The following is an 18,824-nucleotide window of genomic DNA, read 5'->3' as shown; positions in this document are numbered from 1 at the left end:
TTTCGTGGGTTAGCTTAAAGCCAGAGCCATAATTAGTTTGTCAAATAACTAAATAGCAGAGGCTAGCATGACTAAACATAACATACTTTTCATTGGCTTAGATACTCATAAAGAGTTCATTGAAGTTGCCTATATTGAAGACAATCGAGGTGCACAACCCATTCATTTCGGTCGTATTTATTCATCTAAAGTCACTATTAAAAAGCTTATCAGACAATTTGAATCTAAATACCCTAACACTACGCTCCATTTCGTTTATGAGGCTGGCCCCTGCGGTTACTGGATTTATCGGTTAATCACTAGTCTTGGTCATTGCTGCTATGTGGTTGCCCCTTCTCTCATTCCTAAAAAACCTGGCGAGCGTGTAAAAACTGACAAACGTGATGCACTTAAACTAGCTAAATTACTTAAGTCTGAAGACTTAACCCCTATTTATGTACCTGAGCCGGAAGATGAAGCTATTCGTGATTTATCTCGTGCTCGAGAAGTTGCGATGAAAGATTTAAAAGATGCAAAGTACCAGCTAAAAGCAATGCTTCTTCGCAACAACATTAACTATGCTGGCACAGCAAACTGGTCTCTCAAACACTTACGTTGGCTCACAGAGCTGGTATTGCCACATCCTGCACAACAAATCGTTTTACAAGAGTTTATTCAAACCATAAACGAGCGAACTGCACGATTGGAGCGACTCGACAATGAGCTCTCTCATCATGTTTATCAATGGCGTTACTACCCTGTAGTTAAAGCAATCCAAGCTATGCGCGGCGTTCGCTTACTCGTGGCCGCTGGTATTGTCTCTGAGCTTGGTGATTTAACCCGCTTCGACCATCCGCGAAAACTCATGAGTTATCTTGGGCTCGTTCCGAGTGAACACTCGAGTGGTGGTAAAAGGCATATTGGCGCAATTACTAAATGTGGCAATGGTCGTGCAAGGCGCTTATTAGTCGAAGGTGCTCACAGTTACCGTCATGCAGCCAACATATCGACTGAGTTACAAAAACGACAAGAAGGCTTACCAAAGCAACTTATTGATATTGCATGGAAAGCACAATTAAGGCTCTGTAAACGTTATAAAAAGCTTATAAATAAAGGCAAGCATTACAACCTCGTTGTCACCGCCATTGCCCGTGAAATGATTGCTTATATCTGGGCAATCGCAAAACAGGTTGTGCTCTCACCGGTAAATCCCAAATTAAGATTATCCAGAGTACCAGCTTAAAATGAACGAATTAGAGTTAATGTATTGGGTCAAGCATCGGGTGTGGCACAACCACCGACGGCGTTAGGATGGCAATGCAGCTAACGCAGCATTGAACCACGAACATAGACTGAAAACAGGTGCCACGTCGAGTTAAGTAAGGTCTGCTCTGCTCATGAAAATGAGTAACCAACGAATACCAGCAAGAAAACCGACGAAATTACTTGCTTCATCCTAGTGCATTAACTCTCTCTAATTCGAGTTAAGAAATTATGGCTTAAAGTTAAGCAAGGATCAGTGTGTTTAACTTGACAGTGGGAGTCATACCAACGCCCGCCTATGGGGCAAATTGAGTGGGCTAAACTTGAGCGGAGCGAAAAGCCCGCGAAAATTTGTCCCAGCGAGTTTACGAGCAACATGAGGCGCTTGTTATGTTTCATTTTTGATACTGAGTAGCTCGTTTAGCTGCTCTTGTGATGGGCTAAACGGTGAGCAGAGTATTTCGATAAATCTAACCTTATCCCCGTCACTGTAGGAGGACCAAACCGAGGCAGCTCCAATGCGTTGCTTGATATACTCGTAACCATCCCAGTCTGTTTTTAAATTGCGAGTTTCCGACCAAAGCTTTGCGTCAAAGTCTTCACCTTGTTCAGCAAGCTGCAAAATTATCGAATCTATATTTCTCTTTGCAAGATTTGATAAAGGCTCGCTGAACGGTATGGCGGAGTCAAAAGGTTCAAGTTCTGAAAACTTGGCTTGAACTATTGCTCTGTGGAGTGCAATTGCTTCTCCTAAACTTTCTAAATTAAGCACCGGTCTTCCATTTCCTCTGAAACATAACGCCCTGTTAATGGGCAAAATACAGTTGGCTAAAATTAAGCGACGAAGGAGCAAAAGCCAACTGTATTTTGTCCATGTTAAACAGCTTGTTAGGTTTAGTCTTCGTAATCACTGGAATCTTCAGCCATTGAATTTAAAAAGTCTTCCTTGCTTCCATATGTAAACCAAGATGGATAGTCTTCAGGGAATTGACTAGCGCCAGTTCCCCATACTAAATGAACGTTTACATAAGTACCATCTGACAATACAACAACAACGTCATCACAATCTATTCGACGGCCAATGACTTTTCCATTCTTACCGAATAACGGGTGTTTTTTAGTTATTTCTCGCTGGTATTGCTTTTGTACATGTGGAATTTCAGCCGCAAACTGAATTGCTCTCCACGGTTCTTTCCATTCTTCAATTTGCACGTATATATCCAAAGAAACCTAACAATTTAATATCGACCCAATGGGTCGTTTATCTACCGAGTCATGGGTCATTATTCTCATTGTACCAGTTTTATCACAATAACTAACTTGTTGCTACAGATATATTTTTCATCATTATGAAAAGGATAAAAACGACCCAGTGAGTCGTTTTCTTGACTATAGGAGAAACACAACAACACTGTATATAAATACAGCAATTAGTTGGGGCTAGCTCAATGAGAACTCGTTCACCATTTTTAAACCACATCGCAGAGTTTATGCTGACTAAGCACTATTCGCTCAGAACCGTTGATACATATCTTAAGTGGACTTCTTCCTATATTCATTTTCATGATAAGCGTCACCCAGCTTCAATGGGCGATAACGAGGTTGTCGAATATCTCGACTACCTTGTACTTAAATGTAATGTGCCGCCTAAAACACAAGCGACAGCGTTAAATGCATTATCTTTTCTATATAAGCAAATAATTAAACAGGATTTGTGCCCCAATCTAACCTTTGTCAGAGGCAAGCGTCAATCTAAGTTGCCAATTGTTATGACCCCCGATGAGGTTAAACGTCTCATGTCGTTTTTAAGTAAACGATATTATTTAATTTCAGGCTTAATGTATGGTAGCGGCTTACGTGTAATGGAAGCTGTTCAACTACGAGTTCAGGACATTGACTTTGACTTTGACTACAAGTGCATTCGGATCTGGAATGGAAAAGGGAATAAACATCGGGTGGTTACTCTCGCCACAGAACTTATACCTTTGCTAAGAAATCAAATTGCTCAGGCTGATGAATACTTAAAATTAGATTCCCAGAACGAATATTATGCTGGTGTTTGGATGTCAAACGCACTAGCAAGAAAATATCCTAGCGCCAATAAGTCAATTGCTTGGCAGTATCTATTTCCCTCATATAAGTTAAGTGCAGATCCTGAAACTGGGGAGATCCGCCGACATCATTTTCATCAAACAGGAGTGCGTAAAGCGGTTAAAGAGGCAGCCAAAAAAGCACAAATAACAAAACTGATAACGCCCCACACTTTTAGACATTCATTTGCTACTCATTTGTTACAAAGTGGTGCAGATATTAGAACAGTACAAGCTCAGTTAGGCCATTCAGACGTTAAAACCACTCAGATTTATACCCATGTTTTACAGCTAGGCGCAAACGGTGTTGTAAGCCCTTTGAGCAAAATTTTCTAGCTTATTTTGGGACATACATGAGTCAGTGGAACGTGCGCTTTGTAGAACAAAAGTAACGTTGACGACCGTCTTTTGTTCCACAAAGCGCATGTCAGGTAAAGTCTAGCCCCGTTCTTTTTAAACGGTTAGATTCGGGTATGGGCTACTACATTTTATACCTGGTAAAAAGTGCAAATCCCAGCAAACAATAATGATCACTGCAATCAAGTCGTGCCAGTTACAGGCATATCCGAATCAAAGCCAACACTTGTAAATAGGCTATCTAATTCAAGCTCAAAATCTTTGCGATTTACATCCAACGCTTTTAATGTTGTTCCGCCAAGTAACGCCTCTTGGCCCTTCTCTAGGCGTGCATGTAAACTTGCAATTACCGCACGAATGCGATCTCTATCTTGCTGCGCCAATGCTTTTTGACTTTCAGTTTCATGGTCAAGCTTTGCTAACATTTCCAGCCGCTCAGAGAGCTCCTTGTACGCTAAAAAATCTAGCTCTAAATTTTTAAACAGTAATTGCTGCGCTTGATCTTTACTGCTGATATCAACCTTTACAGGCCTTGTCATCATATCAGCCAACAACGCTCGGAGTTTTTCGTAAGCAGCCTCATCATGAGAGGCGATGCTTGTAAGGTCGAATAGAACTTCGTGATCCGCAAATTGGAACTGCAGTAACGCTTCATTTTTGTCATGTTGCGACGTTTCGCTAGCCGAGCCATTGCTCATGGCATTCATAAAGTTTTGTTTAAAGGTGTGAGCACGTCCCCCACCAGCAGCAAAGTGATTGTCATTTGCTGTAAGCTGATTATGAGCGCTTGGGATCACTAGTTTCTCTCGCTCTACAGGTGAAAAGTTCAGTGAAGTAGGCTCAATCAGCGATACTTGATGTCCAGTTAAAAACGTTGGCATTGGGCAAGTCTAAAAACAATCTCGGTGCTAGACCTTTGCAAGCATTATTCCAAATAAATATTTTCAACAACAGCCGATGAATTGATATCAATAGCCACTGAACACGGGAATATTTCGTTTTCTTAATAACTCGTACAGCTTCATGGGCAATTCATTGCCGCTTAGGTACGTTAGGTTGCCCTATTTAGAGTCTAAACGGCAACGAGTTTACTGCCGAACAGATTGCAGAGCCGTACTTAAAAAAGAAACGCCGCAATAGCAACGAAAGCGGAATTTGGTATAAACCTTGCTGTATAAATATCAACCACCCAATGGATGTGCTTAATCATGAAATTGACGAAGGAAGAATTACAATTCATTAACCGAACCCTAGCCGGTAATCGCGTTGCAGGCTCGCTATTGCCGGAAGCTAGGGATCAAAAACAGCAAACGCACAGTGAGATTAAAAAGTTACTTGCGAGTATTTCAAATAGTTCTCAGTTTTGTCTCGTTGCCAAAAATGCCAACGAGCAGGTCGAGTTTCCACTTAGCGACCTATCGGCATTGATGGAGATTTTAGACAACAACTTAGAAGCACCTAATATCGTAGAAGCCGCTAACTCTAGTGCGCCACGTAGCTGGCGTACTTGCCCATCAACGCCGGTCAGGTTTAGATTGTCTCCTCAAATGATGCCGTTTAACATGGTCTCCATATCCCAATCCGGTGGACTGATTAATACTTTTCCCTACCAAGCAAATGCAATCCAAATTAATGTGATCAGTCGGATAGCTAAATTATATCTTGCCGACCCTATTCCACTGTTTGCAAACGTCCACTCGATAAAGGTGACAAGCCCATTGGAGCTCGCCGTATCCTTTGCAATGAATAAAACCGATAGCGAAAAACTCAAAGCATTTATTCTTCATAACTACATACAGCGCAAGGGGTTAGATTAGTTAGGCCAAACTGGTCACTGGCGCCTTATCGTGTAACCTTCGTAGTAATGTATAAAAGTCATGATTTGATTTAAGCTTTATTCTATCAAGCGCTGTGACAGGGACACAAGGCGTCCAAGAGTTTAGTAGTGCAACTCCCTCTAACTGAGCTATCTCACCTAATGAAATATCAGCACTTCTTTGCTTTATACCAATTTGATGTGCCATTGCTTCTATAATTTGCATCATAGTGCCGTGCAATTTGGCCCCTTTTGGCCATACTAACCCTTCGCCATCCCAGCCAACAAGATTCCAAATACTGCCTTCCAATACTCTATTATCATGAACGAAAAGTGCGTCGTCAAACCCGGCTTTGTTTGCTTCACGCATAAAGTGAGTCTTTGCGATTTCACCCACATGTTTAGTGTCGGCTAGTGGGCGCTGATATTCAAAAGATTTCAGACGCATAGACCCCGTTGGACCATCATGTGCAGCACTTGTTTTAATCATAATATTGAGATCCGCATCTTTTGATTTTTGCGTAAATTCACCATCTGAACTAAATACCGTGATTAAGATTGAGCCATCCTTTGGGGCTTCCTTTACCGCAGCTTGTAGCTGCTCTACCACATCCGTCTCTTTCAACTCCATTGAAAATATTTTTTGTGAAGCTTGTCGTAATCTTGCAATATGAAACTCAAATCCTTTTACTCCATATTCTCGCATTTGCATTGCAGTAAAATGTGCATGCCCTGCAAATGCCAGATTTTCCAACTCTTCTATTTTCGCTACATTCCCATTGATAAAAGTAGAGTACTTACCTTTCATTTCACTAGTCCAAATACCTCTGTGTGGTATTATTCTCTCCAAAATAGTGGGTTTTGAAAAACGAATAGTTTTTGCAAACCTTACAAATTTAATTTGCAGGGTGTTAAATGAAGTACTTGAGTGGTTCTCTCTTACAAATCTTGGATGCAAGCTTGCGACTTAACAGCTTTTCAAAAGTAGCAGAAGAACTTGGACTGACACCTGCAGCGGTGAGCTACCAAGTTAGGCTACTTGAAAGTCGACTTGGTTTTTTGTTATTTACACGACAAAGTGGAGGTCTTGAAGTGACCAAAGAAGGGCGACTCATTTGCCAACAAGCTTCTAAGTCGCTTACACAAATGCACTCGGCAATAGCGCAAGCCAAGCAGCTCAACCAAGATAATAAAACATTACGCATTACCGCCAGTACGCGCTTTGCCACTCAACTATTGTTACCTAATTTAGCTCGTTTTAAATCATCAAACCCTGATATCGACATTGAAATCGATATTTCGGATAAAATAAGACCATTGGTACAGAGCGACTTTGATATTGCGATACGCTTTTGTGATGGTGTGTTGGAAGGAGCTGTTGAAATAAAAAAATTGATGAATACCAGTCTTGTCGCTGTTTGTAGCGAAGCTTTTTGGCAACAGCATCAAGCCTTGTTGGAAAGTCCTAAAACATTTCCTCAATTTTTGTTGTGTTCAGTTAAGTGTCGCGTCGGTTCTTTAGAGTGGCCAAGTTGGTCAAATTGGTTTGAAAACTTTACCGACATTGAATGGAACACTGCTGAGCACATCTCATTCGATGAAATGACACAAGTGATCCAGTTTATACAAGACGAGAATGCGATTGGTTTAGTAGAGCCTAAACTGGCTACGAGAGAAGTTTCTAGTGGTCGATTAGTTCAGCTTGATAAGCGCGAACTGGCGATCCCCGCTCCCTATGCATATTATGCGATCATTCCTGATGGGCGCAAAGATAGAGCGCCTATCCAAAAGTGCTTACAATGGCTACAGGGATTGGTAAACAACTCTGAGCGCAAGCAATAAAAAGGCACAGCCCAGTATTTTATCAATTACAGCACGCTTGGCCGTTAAATCGAATTTGTCTCTTGCTGAAGCACTCAAAATTGAGACAATAAAATACCACAGCGCATCTATCGTTAGCACGGTAATACACATGATAAAACCTACTGTTAATGTCATCTTTTCTGGGTCGATAAACTGCGAAAAGAGCGCAACGAAGAAAATAGCCAATTTAGGATTCAAAAATGCAATTGCAAAACCATCCTGCGCAGCTTTGGCATATGAGGTTGCCACTTGAGACTGTGATACCGCCAACCCTTGGCTTTTACTCATTAGGATTTTTATCCCCATCCATGCCAAGTAGGCGGCACCACCGTAAACCAAAAATTGGTATACAATCGGAAATTGATGAATAAGCCCTGACAGCCCCAAGATTGCTAGGCTGGCATAAATGCCAACTCCCAAACCATGCGCAAGGCTTGCGACGATACCATGCTTGGCACTATGAAATAGGCTATAACGCAAGACAACAGCTAAGCTTGGGCCCGGTGACATCGCACCAAAAACACAAATTGCAGCAAGGCTTAACCAGGCTGTAAGTTCCATAATTTTTCCGTAGAGAGTTGCAAAGGGCGTAGGATAACAGATTTGAAAAATTAGATAACTCTTTGCAAGTAAAAAGGGGCTACTCGCCCCTTTTTATATGTTTTTATACAGACTGTGTTTGTAACTCATGTTCAGTTTGCTGCTGACCAATAAACCAAATGCTATTGGTTTCGCCATAGTAAGCTCTATGTTTTGTCTTATTAGCCATTCGCCAGAAAGTAGCACCCAGAATCATAGCGGTTAGCTCTAAAGCAATGGAAGACCAAGCAGTTGCAGGCCAAATACCAAGACTTGGGATTATAAAAGCGATGACCGAAGTTAGCGGCAACGAGAAGCACAAAATGGCAATCGCTCTTTGTGACCAAATTGCCGTTTTACTCATGCCGATAACGAACGCCGCAATTAAGGTAAAACCAAAACATAGATAATAGACCCACATATACACAACATTAATATTCAATGTGGTCAAGGCAGCCCACTTCGTTACGGCAAACGCCGTGGCTACACCTAATAATGAACCCATTGCCACGCCAATAGTCAATTTGCCCATCACTCGGGTTGATTTTGACTGCTCTAGCTGTTTTTGCTTACGGCGCTTCTCAAGCCATAATAAATTACCAGTATAAAATAACACTGCGCCTAAAATGCCCATTATAAAATAAGCCCAGCGACCAAGCTCTCCGCCGTAGCTCCCAAAGTGAAGACCGAATAACGTAGTCACGACGGCCCCCCAAATCCCCCGAGCATCATCTGCGACACTGCTTGCAGATACTTCAAATGTATACGGGTTCATAAATAAATAATCAGCTTCAGGGCCTCGCATCAAGTGTTCATCACTAAACAATTGAATTGACGCTGAGGGCCTAGTGCCATTTAATCGACTCAAAGTGATTTCTTTGACTTGGTGGCCGGGCGCGTAGTCTCTCGCTTTTTGCAAAATCACTTCAAGCCTCGGCAAATTTTCAACCTTGTACTCAATAGCTGAAGGTGCTTGACTCGGAAAAAGTGGTTTGTCGCCATACAACTTACCTAACCCACCATACAAGATGTCGTGGAATGCAAACACAATGACTGTGATGGCAATAACAATATGAAACGGTAAGCTAGTTATCCCAATTAGATTATGAGTATCAAGCCAAAAGCGACTCGCGCCTTTTTTATCTCTTAAAGCAAAAAAACTTTTGATAAGCGTCGGGAGTAAGAAAATAACACCCGAAACAAGCGCAATAAAATACAAAATTGCGGCAATACCGAGTACATAGACCCCAGCCTGATCATGTCCAATTTCACCTGCGATACCTGCGCTACGGTGAAGATAATCCACTAACGATGACAATTCATTAATATAGCTGGTATGTGCTTCAAGCTCTCCAGCCTCATTTAATGTGCCGTGCCAGAGCGTTTTATCAAGGCTCAAGCCCCGAGCGCCACCTTGCTCATACCAATTTACTGGAGAGTGACCTGCTTCAAAATTAATATTAATACCATTTAGTGCTTCAGGATGTTGCTCAAACACACGATGGATCAACGCATCGTATTTGTCGGCGTCGACTTGAGGCAAATGGTGGGAAGGTGGTGTAGCCCATTTGTCGATACTACCCGCAAACATGGTGATAGCACCAGCAAAGAAGCCAATAAACAACAGTAGACCGGTCGTTACTCCTGTCCAAGTATGTACATTCTGATAAATCCTTAATATATCGGCGCGGATCTTCATGCCATCCCTCTTACAACAAATAAAATAACGTAAACAACCAAGTTAGCGCCACCAAGCCAAAGCACTGCTTGTTTTGAGCTTTTGAACATAAAAACAAAACTCAAAATGAGTAACCAGATAGGAGAAATCATCCACATACTGAACTGAGTCCGCCAACTTTGTCTTGCAGGAGTTAACGTTTCCATCAAGCCGTCGCTCCCTACCCAAGCGAAAAGACCAACGATACCAAAGCTCAGTGCCAAGCCAAGTATGACACCTGCAAGTGTCTTCCCCCACCAGTCTGGTTGGATTTTGTCAGCATTTGAAAATCTGCTCATTGGGACTTCCTAAATAAAATCAGAATGGTGAATGGGATTAGCGCAGTCAATACCATAACGCCAATGAGCCAACTAAACACAACCGCTGCACCAGTGAAAATTTGTATTGCAAAAATGAATGCAATTGCCAGAAGAATATAGCCGGCAAATCTGACAGAGGTAGACAAAGAGCGCTTTAACAAGCGCTGATGCTTGTTTGTGCAGTAAATTAACGTAATTGCAAGGCTCAAAAGAGCGACAAAAAACACGCTTAACAAGGTAAAACTCCGTTTTACAGTAAGATTGAAGATTAAGGCGAGGTTAAGATTATAGCGAATGTTTAGCTTTCAGCAACATCAAATACAATTGATATGATAATCATTTTTATTTAAAATATTAAAAGACTGACAACAGTCTCCCAAAAAAATAACTTATAATTGGTAAAAAGGATCACCTCGGTGAATACATATTCTACAAAAAAGTCTCTTATAGCGCTTTGTGTCTCAACCGCACTACTCTCTCCTCTTAGTTATGCCGATGATGAAAAAGAAATCGAATCTATTGAAAAAATCATTGTATTAGGCGAAAAAACGGCACGAAGTCTAAAAGATACAGCTTCTTCCGTATCTGTAATTGATGAGTCTCAACTCAAAGATTTAACGCACTTAAGTTTAAGTAGTGCAGTTTCTGAAATAGCCAATGTAGTCGTACTTTCAGGCGCAAAGCCTGACATACGTGGCGTTTCAGGTAATGGTTCGGCGACTGGATTCAATGGTGTTTCTGGTGGTGCCAAAGCAAGAGTTTCAACCATTACCGACGGTGTGGCCGAACCATTTATGGCTGATCTAACCGGCGATACAGGAATGTGGGATGTAGAACAAATAGAGGTATTCCGAGGGCCACAATCTACTAGCCACGGCCGAAACAGTATCGGCGGCGCAATGTTTATAAAGACCAAAGATCCTTCTTTTGATTGGGAAGGCGCAGGTAGGGTTGCTTATAGAAATAAAGAGAGTTATATAGATAAGTCGATCATGCTATCTGGGCCACTTATTGATAATGAGCTAGCATTTCGTATCACCGGTCAACGCGTTGACGGTGAAGACTATGACAATAGTATTGAGTACAAAGATAATCCGCCAAAATTTGACCTAAATGAGCTCAACACAGAAAAAGCCAGATTTAAATTACTGTGGCAACCTAGTCAGTTTGAGGGAGTAACGGCACTTCTTAGTCATTCAATTGCTTTTGAAAAAGGTAATACAGGCCGTACAAACTATATCGCAAAGGATCCTCGCGCTTTCATTCCAGCATGGGAGCGTTATATGGACACCAATTCAAAAACAACTAGCTTAAAAATCAATCACAAACTAAATCAAAGCGTTGATTACGAAATTTTGATGGCAGCTATGGATTATAATTTCGGTTTTGATTCTTATGAAGCTAACCCAAAATTTGAACAAGTAATGAGGATGAATGAAGACAATGTAAATGTCGAGTTCAAGCTCAACTACAGCGCCGAACTTTTATCAGGCTTCATTGGTTTAGCATATTATGACAGAGAACAAACCTATCATAGTGATGGCTTTGCTAACTATTTTGGCAGTGATGATAGTAAATCAAAAGCCATATATGGTGAACTAAGCTATAAGCTAAACCCTGACTTTACTATCATCACCGGAGCACGTATTGAGCAGGAATCACAATGGCGTGATATTCACTTTACTACTGCTCAGGGGGTACTAAATTCCCTACTCGATCAAGACAAAACAATTCGCTTACCTAAACTGGTTTTACAATACAATGTAAATGATAAAACCACTGCATCTCTTAGCGCTAGGCGTGGATACAATGGTGCAGGTGGCGCGTTACAATGGGAAACTGGAGAGTATTATTATTACGACTCAGAAACCGTTAACACGTATGAACTGGGCCTGAGATCTGCATTAAGTAACGATTTGAATATCAGTGCGAATTTGTTTTATAACAATTACGACGGTTACCAAGCAAATGATCCACAATATCGCATCTCCAATATGGATACTGTGATCACCTACGGTGCTGAATTCGAGTTTTCTGCGATGTTAACACCTGATCTTCAGCTTCGAGGTGGAGCAGGTGTATTGAGAACCGAAATACAAGATACCAGCGTAAAATTCTCTGCGTTTGATGGCAATGAGCTAAGCTCAGCGCCGGGCTTCACAGCAAATTTAGCAATCAAATATTGGCTCACTGATGACCTGCATATTGGCCTTAGCACAGTTAAAGTAGATGAGTACTACGGTGAAATTGGCAATACTAAAGAGCGGATCGCTGGCGATTACACGCTGTCTCGCTTTAATATCGATTATGAAATCGATAATTGGCTGATTGCAGCCTTTGTGAATAATGTTTTTGATAAAGAAGCATACACTCTGGTTTCACCAAGCAGTCGTCGCTACGAATATGGCTATGTTGGCATTGTAGACCCTCGCAATATGGGTATCTCTGCTACCTACCAATTTTAGGGTTCACTGACTTTTCATGTTTATACCAATTAGCTTAATTAAGTGCCTATTTTAAGGTAATAAAATCTTACTATTTAGCTGTTCTAACTGAGAAAGTTTTGGCACAGTTAGTATCCGATTTACTCCTTTAAGTCGGGCAAGTATTAAGACTAATTGGTGTTACTGTTCAGCAAAGAGCAGTGAACCTCAAGCACGAAGCCGTTTGTTTACTGCTTCGCGCTTTTAACGAAAAGGCGCAACGTCCACTCTGTTGCGCTTTTTCAATTCTATTATTACCCTTAGAGTAGTCAATTTAGGGTAAATTTGTCGATGCGCATTTTTTTCATTTTGCTACTAACTCTCTTCAGTACTTGTGCCAAGGCAAGAACGGATAGCCGAACAGTACACATTTGTTTTGAACGGTGGTGGCCTTATAGCTTTATAAATGAGCAAAAGCAAGTTCGCGGGATTGAGGTTGATGTTATTAAATCAGCACTCGTTAGCAGTCCTTACCGAGTCACATTTCATGAACTTCCTTACCGTCGTTGTTTAGCAGGCGTCGCCGATGGCACGTTTGACTTTACTTTACACGTTGATGAGGCTGATGGCTTTCCAATTATTAACGTGTCATTCACCACTTGGCAGCTTTCTCTTGCGGTTAAAAAAGGTCGCTTTAGTAGCCCTGATGACTTTTATCAGCTTACCGCCCCTAGAGTCATGATCTCAGAGGATTACAGCTATCCGGAAGCAGCAGTGCAAGGGTTAAAAGAAATCAAAGCGGCTATTGTCCAACGTTCATTTTATGAGCAAAATCATGACGACGGCAAAAAGTTTTTTAGCGTACTCAATAACAATAGAGTTGACGCCGTTTTAGTCGATAAAGTGTGGGCATTAGAGATGATCCGCCGCCATCAGCTTGAAGTCGACTTTTTGCCTCGCCCCTTTCATGCTGAGCAGCAATTTATGGGGTACAACATCGCTAACCAAGCGATGGCGAAGCGTATAGAGTCACTCTTAGAAAAAGTTCCGGTAAAAAGAATTAAAGCTATTGAGATTAAATATTTAGGCGACGATTTTTAATTCCTAACGCAATAATTTCATGTTCAAATAACAAACAAATAACCACACTACGATAATCTAGTTCTACACTTATAATATCTGTTTATCCATTTGCCTCGCACTCGAAGGAGCTCGTATGAAATCCTTATTTTCTTGGCTCACCGCATTCTTATCTTTGATTGCTCTTGGCGCTTGTTGCTATTGGTTTTGGCTAACGAGTGAGCAAGAAAAAATATACAGTGTAGAAAGCGTAGCAATCGGTGCAAACAATCCTATTCTTGAGTTTTATCCGCATATTTCGAAAGTTAACAGGCCCGTCGATACCTTCGTATTTCCAATTGCGATGGGAGATATTGGTCCTAGTACCAATCTATACTCTGGCCCTAACCAATATCCTTTTTACTGTATGACTCTGGACTCTGGCCTTGATCAACCAGAAATAGATAACCACGCGGGGCTCGGTGTGCCGGTGATGGATGAGCAATCAAACCAAGTACTTGGTTTTAGTAAAGATTGTATGGCAAAAACGCGGTTACGCTACTTTGCGATAACTTCTGACAACCAAATCAAGCCGCTAGACGAAAGAAATAAAGCGATAGACACAAGCTTACTGTTACGGGTTGAGCAAGGCACTATAAATCGCTTCATTTACACTATCGTCATGCCAATTACAGTTGACGAAGTGGGTGATAGATACGCAAAGTCTCAATGGAATAACCGACTTATCTACCAATTTAATGGTGGCTCTGGAATTGGCTTTAGGCAAGGCAGGCAAAAACCGGAGCGTGTGATAGATAGACAGCTTGAGCAGTTAAGGCTTGGCTATGCGGTCATAAGCTCTAGTGGCAATAAAACCAGCTACACCTACAATATGCTACTGGCTGAAGACACCGCAAGGCGGGTGAAAAAGCAATTCACTAGTTTGTACGGAGAGCCGCTCTATACGGTCGGAATTGGTGGCTCTGGCGGTGGACTCGCACAATATTTGATTGCACAAAATAGCCAAGGGATCTTAGATGGCCTTATCCCACTTTATAGTTACCCTGATATGATCACCCAAACCACTTACGCGTTAGATTGTGATTTACTAAATAACTACTTTACTTTTAGAGCCGACGACAGAAAAGCATGGCATGATTGGACCCGCCGCCGTCATATTGAAGGCATGAATGCAATCAACGACTTTCCGCAAAGAGCTGGTTTTTTGCAGCCACTAAACCAATTAATGTCAGGGTTTGTACCCTCCTTTCCTGATGGCAATAGCGAGTGTATCAATGGCTACTTTGGATTATCTACTTTTATTAATAATCCGAGGCAAGGGTTTTTAAGGGCCTTTTTTGAGGATGAGGTAGTAGAGAAAACAAACTGGAGTTACTGGCAGGACATGGCTAACGTATTTGGCACAGACCAATCAGGCTTAGGACTAAGCACTTGGGATAACGAAGGTGTTCAATACGGACTTGAAGCATTAAAGGCTCAGCAGATCACGATGGCTGAATTTATTGATATCAACAAAAAAATAGGTGGATGGAAGCCCCAAAACCAGATGCAACAAGAAGAAATTGTATTGCCATTTGGCCATAAGGTACCTATTTGGCTAACGCTTTGGGGTAATCATAATATCACCACGCCAGATGACAATGGTATAGCACCGAGGCACAGTGGCAGCCTTGCGGCGATGGAAAAAGCATATCGCTCTGGACAGGTATTTATTGGCAAGGTTGATATCCCTATTATTGATGCCAGACATTACCTTGAGAATGAGCTAGATATGCATCATATGTCTGCTTCATTTTATACTCGATTGAGAATGTCCGCCGCAGATTCAAACCCAGAGAACCAAGTAATTTGGGTCGCACATCAAGCGTTTAATCCAACTCAACTCGCATTTGAAAAAATGGATGAGTGGTTACTCAACCTCAAAGCACAGCCAAATTTATCCGTTGCAGACGCAAAACCGAAGACACTTGCTGATACGTGTTTCGACGAACAAGGTAAAGTCATCGCCAGCGGCAAAGCTGTATTTAATGGTATCTGGAATAACCAGCCGCAAGGAACTTGTACCGCCAGATATCCGATGTTTTCTACCAGCAGAATTCAAGCTGGTGCAAACTGGGCTGGTGATATATTTAAGTGTCATAAAATATCGATTGAAGCGGCCCTTGCCAAAGGGCTCTACGGGGATGTAGATATCTCAACACAACTCACCACACTTAAACAAATTTATCCAAAAGGCGTATGCGATTATAGTCAGCCCGATATGGGTAGACCGCAAGATCTTGATTGATAGAAAAAATAACTCAGCTTAGACTGAGACCCAGCGGAAAAACAATGGATTAGAATTAAGTGATGCAAGCATTATTTTCGTACGGCACATTGCAACAGGAGCAAGTGCAACTAGATACATTCGGCAGACGATTAGAAGGCGAGAAAACGGTACTTTGTGGATTTAAAGTTGGCCAAGTTAAAATAACGGACCCTGCAGTTATCATCAGTAGCCAAAAAGATATTCATCCCATTTTGATCGCAACGGGTAATGTAGAGGATGAAGTCGAGGGCACAGTCTTTTTAATCACTAAAGCTGAATTAGCTCATGCAGATGAATACGAAGTGGATGACTATCAGCGCATTTCCGCAACACTAAGCTCGGGTAAAACCTGCTGGATTTACTCGGCAGCTCCTAATGCCCAATTAATTTAGTTCCCAACTAATCCTCGAGTTATTCGTTGTGAATAGCTCTGCTTTTCCTTTGATTGCTATTCAGAGTCACTCTCAAATGTAGATCTTACGTCCCACGAATAAAATACAAATATGCCTATGTCTTAATTCTTTAAACTTTTATTAATTGAACGTTCAATAAAAGTCGCCTGAATTGTCATAAAACCTCCCCATACTTGCGCCGACTCTTTCAGCGATCACAATTAACCTAGAAGTTGGAACAATTATGAAAACGCAACGCAAGCTAAACCTGATCACTACCGCACTACTATCCACCCTAGCAGTTAACGCCTATGCTAACGATGACGAGAGTAAAGACGATAAAGTCATTGAAGAAGTTACGGTTGTTGGACAAAGCGTTTCCTTTGCAAATAACGCAACAAGTGACGAAATGAGCAAGCAACAGTCTGCTATGACATCGGCTTTGGCTGTTATTGATAATTTACCTGGTGTTCTCATCAACGAAGGAGATACTTTTGGTTCTGACGACTGGTCGACCACCGTTTCTATTCGTGGTTTTCAGCTGAGTTTAGACGAGCAACAAATCGGTATTACGGTTGATGGCATTGCTAATGGTAATTCAAACTATGGTGGTGGTGCGAAAGCAAACCGCTACATCGATACCGAAAATTTAGGCGCAGTGCAAGTATCTCAAGGTACCGCTGATATTGCCTCACGATCTAATGAGGCATTGGGTGGTACACTTAACTTCACAACCATCGATCCCACTGAAAAACAAGGCTTAACGCTCTCTATCACCAGTGGTGACTTTGTAGCGCAAAAGTACTTTGCTCGTTATGAAACCGGTGAAATAATTGAGAATACCTATGCTTGGATCAGCGTTTCTAGCTCAAGTAACTCAGACTGGATCCAACAAGTCGCTAATAATGAACGCGACCATTTAGCCGCTAAAATAAAACACCAAAAAGGTCCGCTAACAGTAAAAGCTTATGCATCTTATGATGATGTGGTTGAAGCAAACTACCAACGTGTAAGCCAAGAACAATTTGAAGCCGATCCAGCATGGGATAGACTGACAGATACCATCACCGGCATTCCACATATTGACCAAGTATATCGCAATGGCTGGCGTACGCACCGCGAAAACATTTTCGGCTACATAGAAGCGACCTATGAACAAACTAATTGGGCACTAACGAGTAATGTCTATTATCACACCAATGAAGGTCGTGGTGATTGGGTTCCTCCCTATTTAGTTGATATCAACAACGACGGATTAAATCAGCCTCATTCAGAAGTAACAGGTACTGCGCCTTATACTGGCGGTAGTCCTATCGGACGCATTTACTTCGTTGATAGAGAAGGTAAAGCACTAAAACCAAATGCAAAATGTACCTCAAGCCTAACTTTCCCATACGGTGGTGCTGACGAAGAGTATGATCCGGCATGTTATAGTGCAGGCGCGATTCCGGTAGGCTCTTATCGACATACGCACTACGGTAAAGACCGTCTCGGGATCAATGCTGATTTTACTTTCTACGGCAAAATTGCCGATATGGATAACACCATTCGCGCAGGGTTTTGGTATGAAGACTACCAACGTGAAGAATGGCGAGATTGGCACAAGCGTATTGATGCTCGAGTCTCTGCTAATTTTGATGATACGCCATATTGGATCCAATATAGCCGTGAGTTTAATGTCGATACAACCATGCTCTACATTGAGGATGAATTAGACTTTGGCCTGGCTCGATTGCGTGTTGGTGCCAAGAAATTCTTGGTCGAGTTAGAAGGTGTCGACAAGTTTAGCGGTCAAAAAGTGGCACTAGACTCAGACTCTGACGCATTACTAAGCGCAGGGATCGTCGCCCCCATGCCAATCGAAGGCCTAGAGTTATTTGCAGGTTATGCCGAAAACTTTGCAGCTATAAAAGACAACGTACTAGAACGCGAAGCCTCTGCACTTGAACAAATCGAGCCTGAAACTGCTGAAAACATTGATTTAGGTTTTAGGTATTCATCTACCGAATTTAATGCCAGCCTGACCTACTATGATGTAACGTTTGATAACCGCATTAGTTTTATTGCTCCAGATTCACCAGATGGTATTGATTATCTGATTGGCACTAATGGTTCATATGTGAATGTTGGTGGTATCGAGTCGAGCGGTTTTGAAGCTTCTGCAACTTGGTATGTAACCAACAGCTGGGGGATTTATGCATCATATACATATAACGATTCCATCTACACGGGTGGTTTGAATGACTTCCCGGCGGGTAACACAGTATTTGGCTCTGCAGAAGATTTAGCTGTTATTTCTATTGATTGGGCTGAGGGGCCATATTTCGCGGGTCTTTCAACGAAATGGGTTGGTGAACGTTACATGGATGCGAAGAATACTCAAAGAGTCGATAGCTATATGACTTCAGATTTTTATGCCGGTGTTGCGATTGATTCACCGCTATCTGGTGTTGAAAATATGGAGCTGAGGTTAACTATCAATAACCTAACCGATGAAAGTTATTTGGGTGGTATTGCTGGTCAATCTGCATGGATAGGAGCTCCACGCACCGCTGCTGTGAACTTTAAGCTCACTTTTTAATAATAAAGCCAAGTAAATAAGGGCACTTCGGTGCCCTTTTTACACAGATATACCCT

General features: G+C 41.8%; 16 protein-coding genes. 9 read left to right on the top strand and 7 right to left on the bottom strand.

The features are described from left to right. The first annotated feature begins 67 nt into the window (after window positions 1-67). Window positions 68-1,222: an IS110 family RNA-guided transposase gene (locus CWC29_RS23270; RefSeq protein WP_128725700.1), complete on the top strand. Its 1,155-nt coding sequence runs from the start codon at window positions 68-70 to the stop codon at window positions 1,220-1,222. A gap of 408 nt (window positions 1,223-1,630) precedes the next feature. On the opposite strand, the gene CWC29_RS23265 is transcribed toward CWC29_RS23270, so the two are convergent. Then, entirely contained in the window at window positions 1,631-2,014 is a 384-nt protein-coding gene (locus CWC29_RS23265; RefSeq protein WP_138524735.1) for a hypothetical protein, read from the bottom strand. Window positions 2,015-2,136: 122 nt separating this feature from the next. Further along, the gene (locus CWC29_RS23260) at window positions 2,137-2,454 is read right to left on the bottom strand and encodes a hypothetical protein (RefSeq protein WP_138524736.1); all 318 of its coding nucleotides are present in this window, start codon (window positions 2,452-2,454) and stop codon (window positions 2,137-2,139) included. 236 nt (window positions 2,455-2,690) lie between these two features. On the opposite strand from CWC29_RS23260, the gene CWC29_RS23255 reads away from it, so the two are divergent. Continuing rightward, entirely contained in the window at window positions 2,691-3,668 is a 978-nt protein-coding gene (locus CWC29_RS23255; protein ID WP_138524738.1) for an integron integrase, read from the top strand. Window positions 3,669-3,871: 203 nt separating this feature from the next. Here the strand turns inward: CWC29_RS23255 and CWC29_RS23250 are convergent, their stop codons facing one another. Then, window positions 3,872-4,570, bottom strand: a complete 699-nt coding sequence (locus CWC29_RS23250) for a hypothetical protein (protein ID WP_138524739.1) — start codon at window positions 4,568-4,570, stop codon at window positions 3,872-3,874. 327 nt (window positions 4,571-4,897) lie between these two features. Between CWC29_RS23250 and CWC29_RS23245 the strand changes: the two genes are divergently transcribed. Then, the gene (locus CWC29_RS23245; protein WP_138524740.1) at window positions 4,898-5,506 is read left to right on the top strand and encodes a hypothetical protein; all 609 of its coding nucleotides are present in this window, start codon (window positions 4,898-4,900) and stop codon (window positions 5,504-5,506) included. Here CWC29_RS23245 and CWC29_RS23240 read toward each other — a convergent pair whose 3' ends face one another. Continuing rightward, window positions 5,507-6,313, bottom strand: coding sequence for an aminotransferase class IV (locus CWC29_RS23240; protein WP_138524742.1), 807 nt, complete (start codon window positions 6,311-6,313; stop codon window positions 5,507-5,509). It abuts the gene before it with no gap. Window positions 6,314-6,420: 107 nt separating this feature from the next. Here CWC29_RS23240 and CWC29_RS23235 point away from each other — a divergent pair, with 107 nt between their 5' ends. Further along, a complete protein-coding gene (locus CWC29_RS23235; protein ID WP_138524744.1) occupies window positions 6,421-7,347 on the top strand; it encodes a LysR substrate-binding domain-containing protein in 927 nt (308 codons plus the stop codon). On the opposite strand, the gene CWC29_RS23230 is transcribed toward CWC29_RS23235, so the two are convergent. The 3 genes from CWC29_RS23230 to CWC29_RS23220 form a co-directional block, all read right to left on the bottom strand. After that, on the bottom strand, window positions 7,309-7,929 hold the full coding sequence (locus CWC29_RS23230) for a LysE family translocator (protein WP_138524745.1): 621 nt from the start codon (window positions 7,927-7,929) through the stop codon (window positions 7,309-7,311). The genes CWC29_RS23235 and CWC29_RS23230 overlap by 39 nt on opposite strands. Window positions 7,930-8,032: 103 nt before the next feature. Beyond that, on the bottom strand, window positions 8,033-9,646 hold the full coding sequence (locus CWC29_RS23225; RefSeq protein WP_138524747.1) for a PepSY-associated TM helix domain-containing protein: 1,614 nt from the start codon (window positions 9,644-9,646) through the stop codon (window positions 8,033-8,035). Then, window positions 9,643-9,963: a hypothetical protein gene (locus CWC29_RS23220; protein WP_138524748.1), complete on the bottom strand. Its 321-nt coding sequence runs from the start codon at window positions 9,961-9,963 to the stop codon at window positions 9,643-9,645. Before CWC29_RS23220 ends, CWC29_RS23225 begins: the two co-directional genes overlap by 4 nt. Before the next feature lie 437 nt (window positions 9,964-10,400). Between CWC29_RS23220 and CWC29_RS23210 the strand changes: the two genes are divergently transcribed. From CWC29_RS23210 to CWC29_RS23190, 5 genes are all read left to right on the top strand, one after another. Then, entirely contained in the window at window positions 10,401-12,449 is a 2,049-nt protein-coding gene (locus tag CWC29_RS23210) for a TonB-dependent receptor (RefSeq protein WP_128725752.1), read from the top strand. Window positions 12,450-12,758: 309 nt separating this feature from the next. Continuing rightward, window positions 12,759-13,508: a substrate-binding periplasmic protein gene (locus CWC29_RS23205; protein ID WP_138524750.1), complete on the top strand. Its 750-nt coding sequence runs from the start codon at window positions 12,759-12,761 to the stop codon at window positions 13,506-13,508. 115 nt (window positions 13,509-13,623) lie between these two features. After that, window positions 13,624-15,774, top strand: coding sequence for a DUF6351 family protein (locus CWC29_RS23200; protein ID WP_138524751.1), 2,151 nt, complete (start codon window positions 13,624-13,626; stop codon window positions 15,772-15,774). Window positions 15,775-15,833: 59 nt separating this feature from the next. Continuing rightward, on the top strand, window positions 15,834-16,187 hold the full coding sequence (locus CWC29_RS23195) for a gamma-glutamylcyclotransferase family protein (RefSeq protein ID WP_138524753.1): 354 nt from the start codon (window positions 15,834-15,836) through the stop codon (window positions 16,185-16,187). 244 nt (window positions 16,188-16,431) lie between these two features. Beyond that, entirely contained in the window at window positions 16,432-18,768 is a 2,337-nt protein-coding gene (locus CWC29_RS23190) for a TonB-dependent receptor (RefSeq protein WP_138524754.1), read from the top strand. The last annotated feature ends 56 nt before the right edge of the window (window positions 18,769-18,824 follow it).

The sequence above is a fragment of the Pseudoalteromonas galatheae genome (assembly GCF_005886105.2).
GTDB lineage: Bacteria > Pseudomonadota > Gammaproteobacteria > Enterobacterales > Alteromonadaceae > Pseudoalteromonas > Pseudoalteromonas galatheae.
Note: the sequence above shows the minus strand (reverse complement) of the source record. Positions and strands in the feature narration are given on the sequence as shown.

Bases quoted from the DNA above. Each gene is read 5' to 3' on its own strand.
- CWC29_RS23225 (WP_138524747.1), bottom strand. From the start codon at position 9,646: ATGAAGATCCGCGCCGATATATTAAGGATTTATCAGAATGTACATACT.
- CWC29_RS23190 (WP_138524754.1), top strand. From the start codon at position 16,432: ATGAAAACGCAACGCAAGCTAAACCTGATCACTACCGCACTACTATCC.
- CWC29_RS23205 (WP_138524750.1), top strand. From the start codon at position 12,759: ATGCGCATTTTTTTCATTTTGCTACTAACTCTCTTCAGTACTTGTGCC.
- CWC29_RS23270 (WP_128725700.1), top strand. From the start codon at position 68: ATGACTAAACATAACATACTTTTCATTGGCTTAGATACTCATAAAGAG.
- CWC29_RS23245 (WP_138524740.1), top strand. From the start codon at position 4,898: ATGAAATTGACGAAGGAAGAATTACAATTCATTAACCGAACCCTAGCC.
- CWC29_RS23235 (WP_138524744.1), top strand. From the start codon at position 6,421: ATGAAGTACTTGAGTGGTTCTCTCTTACAAATCTTGGATGCAAGCTTG.
- CWC29_RS23200 (WP_138524751.1), top strand. From the start codon at position 13,624: ATGAAATCCTTATTTTCTTGGCTCACCGCATTCTTATCTTTGATTGCT.
- CWC29_RS23250 (WP_138524739.1), bottom strand. From the start codon at position 4,570: ATGCCAACGTTTTTAACTGGACATCAAGTATCGCTGATTGAGCCTACT.
- CWC29_RS23220 (WP_138524748.1), bottom strand. From the start codon at position 9,963: ATGAGCAGATTTTCAAATGCTGACAAAATCCAACCAGACTGGTGGGGG.
- CWC29_RS23255 (WP_138524738.1), top strand. From the start codon at position 2,691: ATGAGAACTCGTTCACCATTTTTAAACCACATCGCAGAGTTTATGCTG.
- CWC29_RS23230 (WP_138524745.1), bottom strand. From the start codon at position 7,929: ATGGAACTTACAGCCTGGTTAAGCCTTGCTGCAATTTGTGTTTTTGGT.
- CWC29_RS23240 (WP_138524742.1), bottom strand. From the start codon at position 6,313: ATGAAAGGTAAGTACTCTACTTTTATCAATGGGAATGTAGCGAAAATA.